The sequence below is a fragment of the Curtobacterium sp. MCLR17_032 genome (assembly GCF_003234795.2).
In the GTDB taxonomy this organism is placed as follows: Bacteria; Actinomycetota; Actinomycetes; order Actinomycetales; family Microbacteriaceae; genus Curtobacterium.
In genome coordinates this window covers 2,431,250-2,447,499 of sequence record NZ_CP126268.1, presented here as the reverse complement: position 1 = coordinate 2,447,499, position 16,250 = coordinate 2,431,250, and the positions used below count along the sequence as shown (strand labels likewise).

13 protein-coding genes, 1 tRNA gene and 1 pseudogene are annotated in these 16,250 nt (G+C 72.1%); 14 read left to right on the top strand and 1 reads right to left on the bottom strand.

What is annotated here, in order from left to right; translation table 11 throughout:
* Window positions 1-300 precede the first annotated feature (300 nt).
* From DEI97_RS11480 to DEI97_RS11435, 10 genes are all read left to right on the top strand, one after another.
* Window positions 301-1,689 carry a TadA family conjugal transfer-associated ATPase gene (locus tag DEI97_RS11480; protein ID WP_220039186.1) on the top strand — a complete coding sequence of 463 codons (1,389 nt, stop codon included), beginning with the start codon at window positions 301-303 and terminating at the stop codon, window positions 1,687-1,689.
* Window positions 1,686-2,570 carry a type II secretion system F family protein gene (locus tag DEI97_RS11475; protein WP_111074307.1) on the top strand — a complete coding sequence of 295 codons (885 nt, stop codon included), beginning with the start codon at window positions 1,686-1,688 and terminating at the stop codon, window positions 2,568-2,570. Before DEI97_RS11480 ends, DEI97_RS11475 begins: the two co-directional genes overlap by 4 nt.
* A 146-nt stretch (window positions 2,571-2,716) precedes the next feature.
* Complete coding sequence (locus DEI97_RS11470; RefSeq protein WP_111074306.1) at window positions 2,717-2,911, top strand: DUF4244 domain-containing protein; 195 nt, start codon at window positions 2,717-2,719, stop codon at window positions 2,909-2,911.
* A gap of 41 nt (window positions 2,912-2,952) precedes the next feature.
* Window positions 2,953-3,321 (top strand): TadE family type IV pilus minor pilin, encoded by a 369-nt coding sequence (locus DEI97_RS11465; protein WP_181439183.1) that lies wholly within the window; start codon window positions 2,953-2,955, stop codon window positions 3,319-3,321.
* Window positions 3,305-3,643 (top strand): Rv3654c family TadE-like protein, encoded by a 339-nt coding sequence (locus tag DEI97_RS11460; protein ID WP_111074304.1) that lies wholly within the window; start codon window positions 3,305-3,307, stop codon window positions 3,641-3,643. Before DEI97_RS11465 ends, DEI97_RS11460 begins: the two co-directional genes overlap by 17 nt.
* A 187-nt stretch (window positions 3,644-3,830) precedes the next feature.
* A complete protein-coding gene (topA, locus tag DEI97_RS11455; RefSeq protein WP_111074303.1) occupies window positions 3,831-6,632 on the top strand; it encodes a type I DNA topoisomerase in 2,802 nt (933 codons plus the stop codon).
* Window positions 6,629-7,276, top strand: coding sequence for a dTMP kinase (gene tmk / locus DEI97_RS11450; RefSeq protein ID WP_111074302.1), 648 nt, complete (start codon window positions 6,629-6,631; stop codon window positions 7,274-7,276). Before topA ends, tmk begins: the two co-directional genes overlap by 4 nt.
* 76 nt (window positions 7,277-7,352) lie before the next feature.
* Complete coding sequence (locus DEI97_RS11445; protein ID WP_111074301.1) at window positions 7,353-8,495, top strand: DNA polymerase III subunit delta'; 1,143 nt, start codon at window positions 7,353-7,355, stop codon at window positions 8,493-8,495.
* Between the two features lie 96 nt (window positions 8,496-8,591).
* The gene (locus tag DEI97_RS11440; RefSeq protein WP_111074300.1) at window positions 8,592-9,248 is read left to right on the top strand and encodes a TetR/AcrR family transcriptional regulator; all 657 of its coding nucleotides are present in this window, start codon (window positions 8,592-8,594) and stop codon (window positions 9,246-9,248) included.
* Between the two features lie 46 nt (window positions 9,249-9,294).
* Window positions 9,295-9,367: transfer RNA gene (locus DEI97_RS11435), tRNA-Thr, on the top strand.
* 156 nt (window positions 9,368-9,523) lie between these two features.
* On the opposite strand, the gene DEI97_RS11430 is transcribed toward DEI97_RS11435, so the two are convergent.
* Entirely contained in the window at window positions 9,524-11,191 is a 1,668-nt protein-coding gene (locus DEI97_RS11430; RefSeq protein ID WP_111074299.1) for a glycoside hydrolase family 13 protein, read from the bottom strand.
* A 278-nt stretch (window positions 11,192-11,469) separates the two neighbouring features.
* Between DEI97_RS11430 and DEI97_RS11425 the strand changes: the two genes are divergently transcribed.
* The 4 genes and pseudogenes from DEI97_RS11425 (at window position 11,470) to DEI97_RS11410 (ending at window position 16,243) form a co-directional block, all read left to right on the top strand.
* Window positions 11,470-12,456 (top strand): Gfo/Idh/MocA family protein, encoded by a 987-nt coding sequence (locus DEI97_RS11425; protein WP_111074298.1) that lies wholly within the window; start codon window positions 11,470-11,472, stop codon window positions 12,454-12,456.
* 85 nt (window positions 12,457-12,541) lie between these two features.
* The gene (gene dacB, locus DEI97_RS11420; protein ID WP_111074297.1) at window positions 12,542-14,050 is read left to right on the top strand and encodes a D-alanyl-D-alanine carboxypeptidase/D-alanyl-D-alanine endopeptidase; all 1,509 of its coding nucleotides are present in this window, start codon (window positions 12,542-12,544) and stop codon (window positions 14,048-14,050) included.
* A gap of 23 nt (window positions 14,051-14,073) precedes the next feature.
* Window positions 14,074-14,712 (top strand): isochorismatase family protein, encoded by a 639-nt coding sequence (locus DEI97_RS11415; RefSeq protein ID WP_111074296.1) that lies wholly within the window; start codon window positions 14,074-14,076, stop codon window positions 14,710-14,712.
* A gap of 104 nt (window positions 14,713-14,816) precedes the next feature.
* Window positions 14,817-16,243, top strand: a pseudogene (locus DEI97_RS11410) (NAD-dependent succinate-semialdehyde dehydrogenase).
* Window positions 16,244-16,250 lie beyond the last annotated feature (7 nt).

Genomic DNA, 16,250 nt, shown 5'->3' with positions numbered 1-16,250 from the left:
AGGCCCGCTCAGACCTGCTCGATCCGCGCAGGTACGCGGAACGGTGGACAGAGCGGTCCACCGGCAGGATGACGCATCGTGCTCCTGCAACCACACGGACTGCACCGACCGATCTTCGAGTGTCCCCCTCATTGCGGACCGGCGAGAGCCCCGGAATCCTCGGGATCCGGGGCTCGACGGCGGGGTACGGCCGACAAGTTCGGGGTACAAGTCCCGCACTCTCGCCAGCGGTGGTTGCGTTCTCCACCGGTCCGTCCTGGAGGCACTGGCCGGGCCCGCCCCGTCCGTACCGTCGTCGACATGCACCGGCATCGCGCACCGTTCCTCCCCGGCACCCCACGTCCGGAGCACCGTCGTCAGGCCGCCGCGCTCGTCGACTTCGAGGAACTCGCACCCCTCGTCGCCGACGACCGCGTCACTGACGTCCTGGTGCTCGGGGGACGCGGGGTCTGGACCGACCGTGGCGGTGCGCTCACCGCGGTCAGCGGCCTGGTCCTCTCGGAACGGCGGACCCGTGACCTCGCTCGAGCCCTCGTGGCCCGCGGTGGTCGCCACGTCGACGAGACCACACCGTGCGCGGACGTCCGTCACGGCGACGGCATCCGGGTCCACGTGGTCCTGGCGCCGGTGAGCGTCCTCGGCACCACCATCTCGATCCGACTGCCACAGAACGCACTCCCGACGATCGACCGGCTCGCCGACGGCGGCTTCTTCCAGCACGTGCCGCGGGCCGTCGTCGAACGGGCCGTGCAGGAACGACGGAACGTCCTCGTCACCGGGGCGACCGGCAGCGGCAAGACGACCCTGCTCGCAGCGATGCTCGGGTCGGTCCCGACGAACGAACGGATCGTCACGGTCGAGGACGTCGCCGAACTCCGGATCGACCACCCGCACGTCGTCGCCCTCGAAGCGCGGCAGGCCAACGCAGAGGGCGCGGGTGCGCTCGGGACGGAACGGCTGCTCCGCGAAGCGCTGCGGATGCGGCCCGACCGCATCGTCGTGGGGGAGTGTCGGGGCGCCGAGATCCGCGAGCTCACCTCGGCGCTGAACACCGGGCACGACGGGGGAGCGGGGACGGTCCACGCGAACGGGGTCGGCGACGTCGCGGCGCGGCTCGAGGCGCTCGGGGCGCTCGCCGGGCTGGGTCCGGAGTCCTTGGCACGGCAGGCGGCGAGTGCGTTCGACCTCGTCCTGCACGTGGAGCGCCGGAACGGGGTCCGGCGGCTCGCGGAGGTCGGGCGGTTCGGCGTGGACCGGCAGGGGCGGCTCGAGGTGGTGGCGGTGGCGGAGTCCGGGGCTGGACTCGGGCCCGGGCCCGGGCCCGGGCGTGGGCCTGCGGCGGTGTCGGTCGGAGCGAGCACGGGGTTCGAGGGGCGCGGGCGGTCCGGTTCGCCCGCGGGGGCGTCCGGCGGGGAGCGGGCACGCCGCGCCAGGGTGGCGCCCGCGCGTGTCGACGGTGACAGCGACGACGGTGTCGGTCCTCTGCCCACCAGCGGGAACGCCAGCGGGGTCGATCGTGGCGTCACCGGCCCTCCCGACCGTCCCGGCGCTCCCGGCGGTCCCGGCGGTGGCGCCGGCGGTGGTGTCGGTCCCGCTGGAGTGCACGACGCCGACACCGGTGACGGCGGTGTGGCGCGCCAGCGACCTCGCGCCGCCAGCGGCGCCCATCGACGGACCCGCGGAGCGTGACGCCGCCGGATGATGCGCTCGCCGTGGCGCGCGCGGTGGATCGCGTCGCGGTGTTGGTGGCGGCCGGGGTGCCGCCGCCCCGGGCGCTGACGCTGGTGGCCGAACTCGGAGCCGGCGCCGGAGCCGGCGCCGGCTCCGGACCACGCCGGTCGTCGTCCGTCGGGAGGCCGCCCAGCCCCGGTGAGTCCGAGGTCGACGGCGTGCTCGCCGTGGCTGCCCGGACCGGATCGCCCGTCGTCCCCGCACTCCGCGCCCTCGCCGGAGCCCTGCGTGACCGGGCCGCAGCGGAGCGAGCGGTGCGCACGGCCCTCGCCGGTCCACGGGCCAGCGCCCGGGTGGTCTTGGCACTGCCGGCCTTCGGTGTGCTGCTCGGCTCGGCATGGGGCGTCGACACCGTCGGCGTCCTCACCAGGACGCCGCTTGGGTGGTCCTGCGTCGTCGTCGCAGCACTGCTCGTGGCCGTGGCCGTGCGCTGGAGCCGGCACCTGCTCGCCGCCGCGGCGGCCGACACCGGGGGAGCGCCCGGCCTGCTCCTCGAGGTCTGGGCCGTCGCGCTGTCCGGCGGCGGCGCCTGGTCCGACGCTGATCGGACGGTCGCGGCGGTCTACGGCGACCGCGACTGGCCCGAGGTGGACCGGCGGCGGCTCGCCGAGACCCTCGCCCTGGCAGACCACGCCGGCGTCCCGGCAGCCGGGCTCCTCCGCGCCGCTGCCGTCGACCGACGCGCTGACGCCGCTGCCGAGGGTCTGGTGCGGGCCGAACGACTCGGGGTGCGGTTGGTGCTGCCGCTCGGGGTCTGCGTGCTGCCGGCGTTCGTGTGCGTCGGGGTGGTGCCCGTCGTGCTCGGGATCCTCTCCTCCACATCTCCCGGACTCCGCTGACCTCTGCACGGACCGGATCGTGGCTCTCCTGCCCGAGGTCGTCCTCGCCGAAGGTGGATCCAGGGCAGGGAACGACGGACCACCTCGTTGCCGGGTCCGCCCAGAGCGCCGGAGCGGCCGGCGCCACAGTAGAGAGGAACGAAGAGATGCGGGAACACCATCGGGTGCACTGGACGGCGCTGCGGAGCCGGATCGCCGAGGAGCGGGGATCCGCCACGGCGGAGTACGCGGTCGTCATCCTCGCCGCGGTCGCCTTCGCCGGGGTGCTCGTCGCAGTGATGCGCTCCGGAGAGGTCCAGGCGATCCTGACCGACCTGGTCCGGACGGCGCTGACTCCATGAGAACTGACCCCATGAGAACTGACTCCATGAGACCTGGCCCCATGAGAGCAGTACATCGTGTCGGGTGCGGCCCCGGGCGCGACCGCGGCTCGGTCACGGTCGAGTTCGCCCTCGCACTGCCCGTCGTCGCGGTCGTCCTGACAGTCGGGATCGCCGGGGTGCTCGCCGTCGACGGGCAGGGGCGGCTGCAGACCGCCGCTGCCGTCGCTGCCCGGGCCACCGCTCGCGGGGACGAGCCGGCTGCTCGGCAGGCGCTCGACCAGGCGGACGCCGAGTCCGTCCGGGTCGAGCACGCTGCCGGCCTCGTCTGCGTCCACGCCGGGCGTCCCGCCGGGACGGGGCCCTTCTCGGGCATCGTCCTGCAGGGGGACAGCTGCGCAACGGACGAAGCCGATGCGGCCGGTCGGTGAGCGTGGTTCCGCGACGGTCGTGCTCATCGCGGTCCTGGCGACGACCAGCATCGTGACGGCCGCGTTGCTCGGTGCCGCCGGCCACCGGGTCGCGGCCGCGCGTGCCCGAGGCGCAGCTGACGCGGCGGCGCTCGCCGCGGCGGCAGCGACCGTCGGCCTCGTGACGGACCCACCCTGCGTCGCCGCTGAACGACTCGCTCGGGTCAACGCAGCCGTCCTCGTCGGCTGCGGTGTCGACGGCGCGCGCGCCCGGGTCGAGGTCTCCGTCGGCACCGGTCCGCTGTCCGCCCACGCGGTCGCCGTCGCCGGTCCGCGGCCGTGATCGGCGACGCGCCGACGGCAGTCCGAGCGGTCCGGTCATGTGTGGCGGACCGGCTCCGGCTCCACCGGCCATCCCCACCGGAGTGTGTATGGTGTGCCTGTCGGCCCGCCGGTCACCGAATTCCCGGTCGACCCGGACGCTTCCACGACGTCCGTCGGCCGATCAGCACCATCGATCAAGGAGACACGTGCCAGGCACGAAGAAGCTCGTGATCGTCGAGAGCCCCGCGAAGGCGAAGACGATCGCGCAATACCTCGGCGACGGATACGAGGTCCAGGCCTCCGTCGGACACATCCGTGACCTCGTCGAGCCCAAGAACCTCCCGGCCGAGCTCAAGAAGGGCTCCCTCGGCAAGTTCTCGGTCGACGTCGACAACGGCTTCGAGCCGTACTACGTCGTCTCCGATGCGAAGAAGAAGACCGTCGCCGACCTCAAGCGCGCCCTGAAGGACGCCGACGAGCTCTACCTCGCAACAGATGAAGACCGCGAAGGCGAGGCCATCGCGTGGCACCTGCTCCAGGTGCTGAAGCCCAAGGTGCCCGTGAAGCGCATGGTGTTCCACGAGATCACCAAGGAAGCGATCCAGCGCGCCCAGGAAGCCACGCGTGAACTCGACACCGCGCTGGTCGACGCCCAGGAGACCCGCCGCATCCTCGACCGTCTCTACGGGTACGAGGTCTCGCCGGTCCTCTGGCGCAAGGTCGGCCCCGGGCTCTCCGCCGGTCGTGTGCAGTCCGCCGCCACCCGCCTGGTCGTCGACCGGGAGCGCGAGCGTCTCGCGTTCGTCTCCGCCAACTACTGGGACCTGACGGCCCGCTTCGAGAAGCCCGAGCAGGGCGGCTTCACGGCTCGCCTCGCCCGGATCCACGGCAAGCGCGTCGCCTCCGGTCGTGACTTCGACGACCAGGGCCAGACCACGTCCGACGTCGTCCGTCTCGACGAGGGTTCCGCCAGCTCGCTGTCCGCGGTCCTCGACCGGGCCGGCGACGCCGTCGTCCGCAGCGTCGAGTCGAAGCCGTACACGCGGCGACCGGCCGCTCCGTTCACCACGTCGACGCTGCAGCAGGAAGCGGCGCGCAAGCTCCGCTTCTCCGCTCGCCAGACGATGAGCGTCGCGCAGTCGCTGTACGAGAACGGCCACATCACCTACATGCGTACCGACTCCGCGTCGCTGTCGCAGCAGGCGATCTCCGCTGCTCGGAAGCAGGCGACCACGCTCTACGGAGCGGACTCGATCCCGGCCAAGCCCCGGTCCTACGCCGGCAAGAGCAAGAACGCGCAGGAGGCCCACGAGGCCATCCGTCCCGCCGGTGACACGTTCAAGACGCCGTCGCAGATGGAGGGTGTCCTCCGAGGCAACGACCTCCGTCTCTACGACCTCATCTGGAAGCGCACCGTCGCGTCGCAGATGGCCGACGCGAAGGGCTCGACCGCGTCGGTCGTGCTCGGCATCGCGTCGACCGAACCGGTCGAGGGCCTCGCGAGCACCGCGAACGGCACCGACGTCGAGTTCACCGCCTCCGGTACCGTCATCACGTTCCGCGGCTTCCTCAACGCCTACGAAGAGGGCCGGGACGAAGAACGCGCCTCGAGCGACTCCGCCGACGACGCGAAGCTGCCGCAGATGGCCGAGGGCGACCACCTGGGCGTCTCAGACGTCGCTGCCAAGGGACACGACACCTCCGCTCCGCCGCGCTACACCGAGGCCAGCCTGGTGAAGACGCTCGAAGAGCTCGGCATCGGACGCCCGTCGACCTACGCCGCGATCCTCTCCACGATCATGGACCGTGGGTACGTGACGCAGCGCGGTACCGCTCTGGTGCCGAACTGGATCGCGTTCAGCGTCGTCCGACTGCTCGAGGACTACTTCGGCGACCTGGTGCAGTACGACTTCACCGCCGAGATGGAGAACGACCTCGACCGGATCGCCAACGGCGAGGAAGACCGCGTCGACTGGCTCAAGGAGTTCTACTTCGGTGGCGGTGACCAGCGCGGTCTCCGCACGGTCATCGACAACCTCGGCGAGATCGACGCCCGCGAGATCAACTCGGTCGAACTCGCGCCGGGCCTCACCCTCCGCATCGGTCGGTACGGCCCCTACATCGAGACCCCGAGCGACGACCCGGAGAAGCCGCGCCGCGTCAACGTGCCCGAGGACATCGCGCCGGACGAGCTCACCCTCGACAAGGCCCGTGAACTGGTCGAGGCCCCGGTCGTCAGCGACCGCGTGGTCGGCATCAACCCGGAGACGGGCAAAGAGGTCCTGGCGAAGGACGGCCGCTTCGGTCCGTACGTGACCGAGCGCACCCCTGAGCCCGAGCCGACCGTCGACCCGGCCACGGGAGAGGTCCTGGCGGCCGAACCCGAGCCGGCAGCAGCGGCAGCCGACACGAAGACCACCACCAAGACGGCCGCGAGCAAGACCGCGGCCGCGAAGAAGGCGCCCGCCAAGAAGACGACGGCCAAGAAGGCCGCCGCGCCGAAGGAGCGCACCGCATCCCTCTTCAAGTCGATGGACCCGGGTTCGGTCGACCTCGAGACCGCGCTGAAGCTCCTGGACCTCCCGCGCACCGTCGGGAAGGACCCGGAGTCCGGCGACGAGATCACCGCGCAGAACGGGCGGTACGGGCCCTACCTCAAGAAGGGCACGGACACCCGGACCCTCCCGAGCGAGGACGCCATCTTCGACGTGGACCTGCCCGGGGCCCTCGAACTGTTCGCGCAGCCGAAGTACGGAGCCAAGCGTGCCGCCAGCGCTGCGCTCAAGGAGTTCGACGCGGACCCGGTGTCCGGCAAGCCGATCAAGGTGAAGGACGGCCGCTTCGGCCCGTACGTCACCGACGGTGAGACGAACGCCACGATCCCGCGCGGTGAAGAGGTCGAGACGGTCGACTTCGAGCGAGCCGTCCAGCTGCTCGCCGACAAGCGCGCCAAGGGCCCGGTCAAGAAGAAGGCCCCGGCCCGTCGCGCCCCCGCGAAGAAGAAGTGACGACGGACGGCGCCGACCGCGGCTGGTTCATCACCCTCGAGGGCGGTGACGGCGCAGGCAAGACCACGCAGGCCGAGCGTCTCGAGCAGTGGCTCGGGGCGCACGGTCGGCGGGTCGTCCGGACCCGGGAGCCCGGTGGCACGGACCTCGGGCAGCGCATCCGCGAGATCGTCCTGCACGACCGCGGCCACGTGACACCCCGTGCTGAGGCGCTGCTCTACGCCGCCGACCGCGCACACCACGTCGAGACGGTCGTCCGTCCTGCCGTGGCCCGCGGTGACGTCGTCCTGCAGGACCGGTACATCGACTCGTCGGTGGCGTACCAGGGCGTGGCGCGTGACCTCGGCGCCGACCAGATCCGTTCGGTGTCGGACTGGGCGGCCGACGGCATGACGCCGGACCTCACGGTGCTGCTCGACCTCGACGTCAGCATCGGGCGCGAACGTGTCGCCGCCGCTCGCGGTGACGTGTTCGATCGCCTCGAGTCCGAGGCGGCGACCTTCCACGAGACCGTCCGGCAGGCGTTCCTCGACATGGCCCGTGCCGAGCCGCACCGGTTCCTGGTCGTCGACGCCGCCGAGTCGGCCGACCTGGTGCAGGAGCGCATCCGAACGGCCGTCGCCGCCCTGATCGGCGCTGCCTGATGCCCCGCGAGGCAGTGACGCGCCCGTCAGCGGGCCGAGCGTCCGGCCCGTCAGTGGGTCCTGCGAGGATCGTCGCGTGAGTGTGTGGGATGGCCTGACCGGGCAGGAAGAGTCCGTCGCCGCGCTGCGGAGTGCCGCCGAGTCGACCGACGGCACGGGTGGCATGACCCACTCGTGGTTGATCACCGGCCCGCCCGGCTCTGGTCGCTCCAACGTCGCCGCGGCCTTCGCCGCCGCCCTGGTCGGCAACGGCCCGGACGACGACCACACGCTCCGGCTGATCAGCGCCGGCACGCACCCCGACGTCGCCCGACTGACGACCCAGCGCGTCATCATCACGATCGACGAGATCCGACAGCTGGTGACCTCGTCGCACTTCTCGCCCTCGGTGGGCCGGTACCGCGTGCTGATCGTCGAGGACGCCGACCGGATGACCGAACGGACCTCGAACCTCCTGCTCAAGGCGCTCGAGGAACCGCCGGAGCGCACCGTGTGGATCCTGTGCGCCCCGAGTGAGGCCGACCTGCTGCCGACGATCCGGTCGCGCGTGCGTTCGGTCCGACTGCGGGTGCCGGGCATCGAGTCGGTCGCCGACCTGATCGTGGCGCGGACCGGTGTGGACCGCGGCCTCGCGACCGATGCCGCCCGTCAGGCCCAGAGTCACATCGGCATGGCGCAGCGCCTGGCCACGAGCGAGGACGCCCGCGACCGTCGCCGACGGACACTGACCACGGTCCTCGCGATCCGCAGCGTCGGCGACGCCGTGAACGCCGCGGCCGCGTTGCTGGCCGTGGCGGACGAGGACGCGAAGGCGATCACCCTCGAACGGGACGCCGAAGAGCGCGATGCCGCCCTCCGGTCCCTCGGCGTGCAGCCGGGCGGCACCGTCCCCCCGGCCCTCCGCTCGCAGCTCCGCGTGCTCGAGGAGGACCAGAAGCGCCGGGCGACCCGCAGCCTCCGCGATGGTCTGGACCGCATCCTGGTCGACGTGTCCTCGCTGTACCGCGACCTGCTGTTGCTCGGACTCGGTGCGCCGACCGAGCCGGTGAACCTGGCGATCCGACACGAGCTCGAGCGGGCTCTGCCGTCGGTCCCGCCCGCGGCGGCGCTCGAGGTACTCGATGCCATCGCGACGGCCCGGCAGCGGATCGGGGCGAACGTCGCAGCGCTCCTGGCCCTCGAGGCGCTGCTCGTCACGGTCGCCCGCGCGGTCCGCTGAGGACCGGCACATGAGCGGACGGGACCTCGACGCAGCCTGGGGATCCCGACAGGGTTCTCATGCTGGGCGCGATGGTCGACGTGGGAGGATCGCCCCATGACCGACGCTGCACCGGGCCTCCGCGAACGGAAGCGCCGCGCCACCCGCCTGGCGATCCAGCAGGCCGCGCTCAGCATCGCGATCGAGCACGGGCTCTCGGCGGTCACGGTCGACGAGGTCTCCCGTCGCGCGGACGTCTCGCCGCGCACGTTCTTCAACTACTTCCCGAGCAAGGAGCAGGCGATCCTCGGCGACGACCCGACCCTGCCCCAGGGTGAGGACGTCGAGACCTTCGTCGCCGGCGGCCCGTCGGGGGAGTTGCTCGCCGACCTCGGCGCCCTGCTCGTGCACTCCGCACACGAACTCATCGACGAGCGCGGGCTGATCGGCGAGCGGCAGCAGGTCCTCCGCGCGAACCCGGAGCTCTTCAGTCAGCGGATGGCGTCGATGAAGGAGTTCCAGGCCGCTGTCCAGTCGGTCGTCGAGCGACGGCTGCGGCGCGAGGACGGCCTGCCGGACGAGAGCAGCGCGCCCGCGACGCCGGCAGACGACGAGGTCCGTCGCCGCGCCCGGCTGGCGTCGCTCGTGGGCATGGCCGCTCTGCGGCACGCCTGGTGGGAGTGGTCCGAGGGGGATGCCGACGCGCACCTCGTCGACGAACTCGCGCGGTCCTTCGCCGATCTCGGCGCGCTCGTTTCGCGCTCCCTCGTCTGATCCTGTACAGTGATTTCTCGTGCCGCTCCGGATCTCCGAAGCGTCCGCCGCCTTAGCTCAGTCGGTAGAGCGATTCACTCGTAATGAATAGGTCGTCGGTTCGATTCCGACAGGCGGCTCCGAAACCCCCTCGTTCCTCCCGGAGCGAGGGGGTTCTCCGTTCCCGGAGCGGCTCAGTGCACAGCAGTGCAGCCCGGAGCAGTGCAGCCCGCACCAGTGCAGCGCGCAACCCGCACGCACGTCGACGATCACCCGGCCCCACCCCGGGAGGCCCGTCACCGGCACTCGTGCACGCGCGCCTCCCACGGACGCAACCGCCCGGCGACCGCCGGCTCACCGAGGTTCCCCAGCACCAACGCCCCCACGCGCCTCCGGACCGACTCCGGCAGCTCCAGGTCCGACGCCGACAGGTTCGCGACCACGACGAGCGGTGCCTCGTCCGCGTCGGGGAGCGCCCGTGTGAACGCCCACAGCGCCGGGTGCTCGGGCTCGAGCAGCGCGAAGCTCCCGAGCCGCACGGTGCGGGAGCGGTGCCGCAGGTCGATGAGCCGACGGTGGTGCTCGTAGACCGAGCGGTCCCCGGCGGCCCGGTCACCCGCGACGGTGACCTGCGGCCAGCCCTGCCCCATGCCGATCCACGGTTCGGCGGTGGAGAACCCGCCGGCGGGCTCGCTGTCGTCCCAGGGGATGGGCGTGCGGGCGTTGTCGCGGCTGCGGAAGGCGAGGGCCTCGATCGCCTCGGGCTCGGGCATCCCGCCGCCGACGGCTCCGCGGAACCAGTTCAGCGACTCGATGTCCCGGTACTCGTCCAGGCTGGTGAAGCCGGCGTTCACCATGCCGATCTCGTCGCCCTGGTAGACGTACGGGGTGCCGCGGTGCAGGTGCAGCACGGTCGCGAGCAGCGTGGCCGACTCGTAGCGGAAGGCGAAGGGGTCGGACAGCCCGGCGCCGAACCGGGACACCGGCCGTGGCTGGTCGTGGTTCGACAGGTACAGCGAGTTCCACCCGCGTTCCTCGAGCCCGGTCTGCCACCGGGCCAGGGAGCGCTTGAGCGCGGGCAGGTCGGTCTCCTGTCGGGTGAACTTCGACGAGGGCGTGTGGTCGAGGCCGACGTGCTCGAACTGGAACACCATGTCGAGCTCGTGGCGTTCCGGGTCGGTGAAGAGCGCGGCGTCCTCCACGGTGACACCGGGCATCTCGCCGACGGTGAGCAGGGCCTCCCGACCGGCGAAGACGCGTTTGTGCATCTCCTGCAGGTGCTCGTGGATGCGCGGTTGCATGACGTACGCGTCGCTGTCGCCGGAGAGGGCGTCGTCGTCCTTGGCGATGTGGTTGATGACGTCCATCCGGAACCCGTCGACACCGCGGTCCAGCCAGCGGTTCATCATGTCGTACACGGCGGCGCGGAGGTCCGGGTTCTCCCAGTTCAGGTCCGGCTGCTGCGGCGTGAACATGTGCAGGTAGTACTGACCGGTGCCGGGGTCCCACGACCAGGCCGGGCCACCGAACGCGGCACGCCAGTTGTTCGGCTCGTGGCCGTCGACCGGGTCGCGCCAGATGTACCAGTCGTGCTTCGGGCAGGTGCGGGACTGCCGGGCGGCACGGAACCAGGGGTGCTGGTCGCTGGAGTGGTTGACGACGAGGTCCATGACGAGCTTCATGCCGCGCTGGTGCACCTCGACCAGCAGCGCGTCGAACTCGTCGATGGTGCCGAACAGCGGGTCGATGTCCTCGTAGTCGGCGATGTCGTAGCCGTTGTCGGCCTGGGGCGACCGGTACACCGGCGACAGCCAGACGACGTCCACGCCGAGCTCTGCGATGTGGTCCAGGCGGCGTCGCAGGCCGGCGAGGTCGCCGACCCCGTCGCCGTTCCCGTCGGCGAAGCTCCGCGGGTACACCTGGTAGACGACGGCTCCTGTCCACCACGGTTCCGGTCCGGTCACGGCGCCTCCTCGCGTCGGTGCGCGCCCCCGGCGCGCGTGCCCACCAGTGCGTCGGACTGGAGGCCCGTCCCGCGTTCCGGTGTCGGGCCTCCAGTCGTGCCGGCTGGTGACCCGCACGGTACGCTCCGCGTCCTGACGGCCGGTGCACGGAGGACCTGCGCACGGAACGACCCGCGCACGGAACGACCTGTGGAGAGTGCGACCTGTGCAGCACGGATCTGTCCACAGGTCGCCGATCTCGCCACGACCGGGGCGGGCGCTGCTGGTAGACACGACGCATGGCCATCCGATGGGGAGTACTCGGGACCGGCGGCATCGCCCGGTCCTTCGTCCGCGACTGCCGTGCCGCGGGGGTGGTGTTCACCGCGGTCGGTTCCCGGACCGACGAGTCCGCTCGGGCCTTCGCTGACGAACACGGCATCCCGCGTGCCCACGGTGACTACGCCGCCCTGGTGGCGGACGACCAGGTCGACGCGGTCTACGTGGCGACGCCGCACTCCCGACACGCCGAGGATGCCCTGCTCGCGATCGCCGCCGGCAAGCACGTCCTGGTCGAGAAGGCGTTCACGATCACCGCGGCAGAGGCCCGACGGGTGCGTGACGCCGCGCAGGAGCGCGGTGTCCTCGTGATGGAGGCGATGTGGACGCGCTTCCTGCCGCAGACCGCGATGATGCGCCGGGTCCTCGCCGAGGGCCGGATCGGCACACCCCGGCTGGTGCAGGCGACGCACCACCAGGCGCTGCCGACGGACCCGCGGCACCGACTCAACGACCCCGAGCTGGGTGGCGGCGCCCTGCTCGACCTCGGGGTGTACCCGGTGTCGTTCGCGGTCGACGTGCTGGGCGCGCCGACCGGTGTCGCAGCCTCCGGCACGCTGAGCGACCAGGGCGTCGATACGCAGATGGGCATCGTCCTGACGCATCCGGGCGGTGCCCAGTCCACGGTGCACTTCGCCCTCGACCTGCGCAGCCCGAACAGTGCGTCGATCATCGGTACCGAGGGGCGCATCGACCTCGACCCGACCTGGTGCACGCCGACCACCTGGCGCATCCGCGACGCCGACGGCGCGGTGGTGGAGGAGTTCGACGGGCGCGAGGAACTGGCCGGCTACCACCACGAGGCCCGCGGCTTCGAATCGGCGATCACCGCCGGGGTGCCGGCGGACAGCAGCACGCACCTCGACCACACCATCGCGATCATGGCGGTGATGGACGAAGCCCGGCGGCAGGTCGGCGTCCGCTACCCGGCCGACGACGTCGACTGAGTGCCACGGTTGACCCCGTCTGACGACGGCCCGCTGTCGACCCTGGGCCTGGAGGCTCGGGCCCGCGTCTCGTAGGATCGCCTGGATGTCTCCGCAGTCACCCCAGCCGCCCGTCGGCGGCCCCGTCCACCGTTCCGTGGCTGCCCTGCGCGCCTCCGTCCGCCGGAAGCCCGTGCCGTGGGCGGTCGGTGGACTCGTCGTGGTCCTCGCGGTCGCCTCGGGCGGGGTGGTCGCGGTGAACGCGGCGACTGCGGACCAGCCGAGCGCTGCGGGGTCGGCCAGCGCCTCCCGAACGCCGCTCGCCACCCGGACACCGACGTCGTCCGCGACACCGACGCGGACCCCGGCGGCCACACCGACCGCGAAGCCGACCGCGACGCCGACACCGACCGCGTCGGCGCAGGCGGCCGCTCGGACCTGCTCGGTCGCCGCTGCGGCCTCGGCCAGCGGTCTCGGCCGCTTCGAGGGCTACGTGATGAACGCGGCCACCGGGGAAGAGCTGTTCTCCCGTGAGGGCGGGACGCCCGCGCAGACCGGCAGCGTGATGAAGACCCTGACGAGCGCGACCGCCCTGGCGGTCCTCGGAGGCGCACACACCATCCCGACGACCGTGACCGACGAGGGGAACGGCAGCATCGCCCTCGTCGGGCACGGCGACGCGACCCTGACGGCGGGCCGCGGCTCCGTCTACCCGGGGGCCCCGAGCCTCGGGCAGCTCGCGCAGCAGGTGAAGGCGCGACTCGGCAACACGCCGGTGACGACCATCGTCGCCGACGGCACCTGGTGGAGCGCGGCCGACGCCTGGGACCCGACCTGGCCGATCAGCGAGCGGACCATCGGGTACCAGCCGAACGTGACTGCGCTCATGGTCGATGGTGACCGCGCGAACCCGGCGGCCGCGACCTCCCCGCGGTCCACGGACCCGATCGGCCGGGCGGGCGTGGCCTTCCGTGCGGCGCTCGCCGACGCCGGTGTGGTCGGTGCGTCCACCGCCCAGGTGACGCAGCGCGCGACGACCTCGCAGAACACCATCGCCCAGGTGCAGTCGCAGCCGGTGTCGACGCTGATCGGGCAGATGATCCCGAACTCGGACAACACCCTCGCCGAGATGCTCGCCCGGGTCTCGTCGAAGCAGGCTGGCGCCGGTGGGACCGCGGCCTCGCTGACCAGTGTCTACAGCAACGCCCTCCGCGGGTACGGCGTCGACCCGTCCGGCATCCGCATCGTCGACGGCTCCGGTGAGAGCGCGTCGAACGCCGTGTCGCCGTCGTTCGTCGCCCACCTGATGGTCCCGGTGACGCGGGGCGACAAGGGCCTCGGCATCCTGGCACAGGTCCTGCCGGTCGCCGGGGTGTCCGGCACGCTGTCGAGCCGGTTCACGGGGGCGAACGCGGTCGCCCGTGGCAAGGTGCACGCGAAGACCGGGTGGATCGACAGCGCGAACACCCTCGGCGGCTACATCGACGCCGCCGACGGCACGAAGCTGACCTTCGCCTTCTACGCCATCGGGTCGCCGCGGGCCGCCGCGCTGCCGGCACTCGACACCGTCACGGCCGCCGTCTACCGGTGCGGAGGCTCGCTCACCGGCTCCTGACCCGACGGGTGTTGGATGGAGGCATGGCCAGGGCACTGCTCATCACCGACGTCCAGAACGACTTCACCGAGGGCGGCGCGCTCGCGGTCGACGGGGGAGCGGTACTCGCCGAGCGCATCACCGCGTTCCTCCGCCGGCACGCCGACGAGTACGACCTCGTGGTCGCCTCCCGCGACTGGCACGACGCCACCGGCGACAACGGTGGACACTTCGCCGTGACCGACAGCCCGGACGGCGCCGACGGCCCGGACTTCCGGACGACGTGGCCGGCGCACTGTGTCGCCGACACGCCGGGGGCCGAGTACCACCCGGCACTCGACCTGTCGTTCGTCGACGTCCACGTCCGCAAGGGCCAGGGCGAGCCGGCGTACTCGGCGTTCGAGGGCACGACGGAAGCGGGGGCGGACCTCGTCGACGTCTTCTTCGACCGCGACGTGCACGCCGTCGACATCGTGGGCATCGCCACCGACCACTGCGTCCGGGCGTCCGCGCTCGACGGGGTGCACGCGGGCCTCGACGTCTTCGTGTACGAGGACCTCGTGGTGGGCATCGACCCGGCGAACAGCGAGGCTGCGCTCGAGGAGGTCCGCGACGAGGGCGGACACACCGGGCACAGCGACATGGACGAGGGGCGTCAGCGCCCGGGAGGAGCGGTCCTGTGACCGACCAGACCACCACCAGCAACACCGCCAGCACGACGGACACCGCAGCCACCAGCACCACGGTCGGGGACGCGCACGTCAGCGTCCCGGACGTCCCCACCGGCCTGTTCATCGGCGGCTCCTGGCGTCCGGCCAGCGGCGGCGCGACCTTCGACGTGCGTGACCCGTCCACCGGCGCGGTGCTCGCGAGCGTCGCGGACGCCACCCCGGAGGACGGCATCGCCGCCCTGGACGCCGCCGTCGCCACGCAGGAGGACTGGGCCGCGACCGCACCGCGGCGTCGCTCCGACCTGCTCCGGCGGACGTTCGACCTCGTGCACGAGCATGCGGACGACATCGCCGCGATCATGACGCTCGAGATGGGCAAGCCGCTGGCGGAGTCCCGCGGCGAGGTCGTCTACGGCGCCGAGTTCCTCCGCTGGTTCTCGGAGGAGGCCGTCCGGATCGGCGGCGACTACCGCACGAACCCCGAGGGCACCGGTCGCGGCATCGTCCTCAAGCGCCCGGTCGGTCCGGTGTACGCGATCACGCCGTGGAACTTCCCGCTCGCGATGGCGACACGGAAGATCGCACCGGCCCTGGCCGCCGGGTGCACGGTCGTCCTGAAGCCCGCCGACCTCACCCCGCTGACGACGCTGTACCTGGTCGAGCTGTTCCGTCGTGCCGGGCTGCCGGACGGGGTGCTCAACGTGGTGCCAGCCTCCGACGCGAAGGCCCTGTCCGCACCGGTGATCGCGGACCGACGGCTCCGCAAGCTCACGTTCACCGGCTCGACCCCGGTCGGTTCGGCGCTGCTCAAGCAGGCGGCGGACAACGTGCTGAAGACGAGCATGGAGCTCGGCGGCAACGCCCCGCTGCTGGTGTTCGACGACGCCGACCTCGACCGGCGGTGGACGCGGCCATGCAGGCGAAGTTCCGCAACGTCGGCGAGGCCTGCACTGCGGCGAACCGCTTCTTCGTGCAGGACGGCATCGCTGACGCGTTCACGGCGGCACTCGCCGAGCGGATCGACGCGCTGCGGATCGGCCGGGGCACTGAGGAGGGCACGGACATCGGGCCGCTCATCGACTCCCGCGCGGTCGACAAGGCCGCGGGGCTCGTCGACGACGCGGTCGAGCGGGGCGCCCGACTGGTCTCCGGCGGGCAGCGGGTCGAGCGCGAGGGCACCTACTACGCGCCGACGCTGCTGGACGACGTGCAGCCCGGGTCCGACATCCTGACGACCGAGATCTTCGGCCCGGTGGTGTCGATCACGCGCTTCGCGACCGAGGAGGAGGGCATCCGCCTCGCCAACGACACCGAGTACGGCCTGGTCGCCTACGCGTTCACCGAGGACATGCGTCGTGGGCAGCGTCTGGCCGAGCGCCTGGAGACGGGGATGCTCGGGTGGAACACGGGCGTCGTGTCGAACGCGGCGTTCCCGTTCGGCGGCGTGAAGGCCTCCGGGCTCGGCCGCGAGGGTTCGCACGAGGGCCTCGAGGAGTACCTCGAGACGGTCTACGTCCTGACGCCCGACCCCTTCGCCGCCTGACACCGCC

Coding starts and splice junctions, on each gene's coding strand:
- DEI97_RS11480 (WP_220039186.1), top strand. CDS start 301: ATGCACCGGCATCGCGCACCGTTCCTCCCCGGCACCCCACGTCCGGAG.
- DEI97_RS11470 (WP_111074306.1), top strand. CDS start 2,717: ATGCGGGAACACCATCGGGTGCACTGGACGGCGCTGCGGAGCCGGATC.
- DEI97_RS11465 (WP_181439183.1), top strand. CDS start 2,953: ATGAGAGCAGTACATCGTGTCGGGTGCGGCCCCGGGCGCGACCGCGGC.
- DEI97_RS11460 (WP_111074304.1), top strand. CDS start 3,305: ATGCGGCCGGTCGGTGAGCGTGGTTCCGCGACGGTCGTGCTCATCGCG.
- DEI97_RS11440 (WP_111074300.1), top strand. CDS start 8,592: ATGACCGACGCTGCACCGGGCCTCCGCGAACGGAAGCGCCGCGCCACC.
- DEI97_RS11425 (WP_111074298.1), top strand. CDS start 11,470: ATGGCCATCCGATGGGGAGTACTCGGGACCGGCGGCATCGCCCGGTCC.
- dacB (WP_111074297.1), top strand. CDS start 12,542: ATGTCTCCGCAGTCACCCCAGCCGCCCGTCGGCGGCCCCGTCCACCGT.
- DEI97_RS11415 (WP_111074296.1), top strand. CDS start 14,074: ATGGCCAGGGCACTGCTCATCACCGACGTCCAGAACGACTTCACCGAG.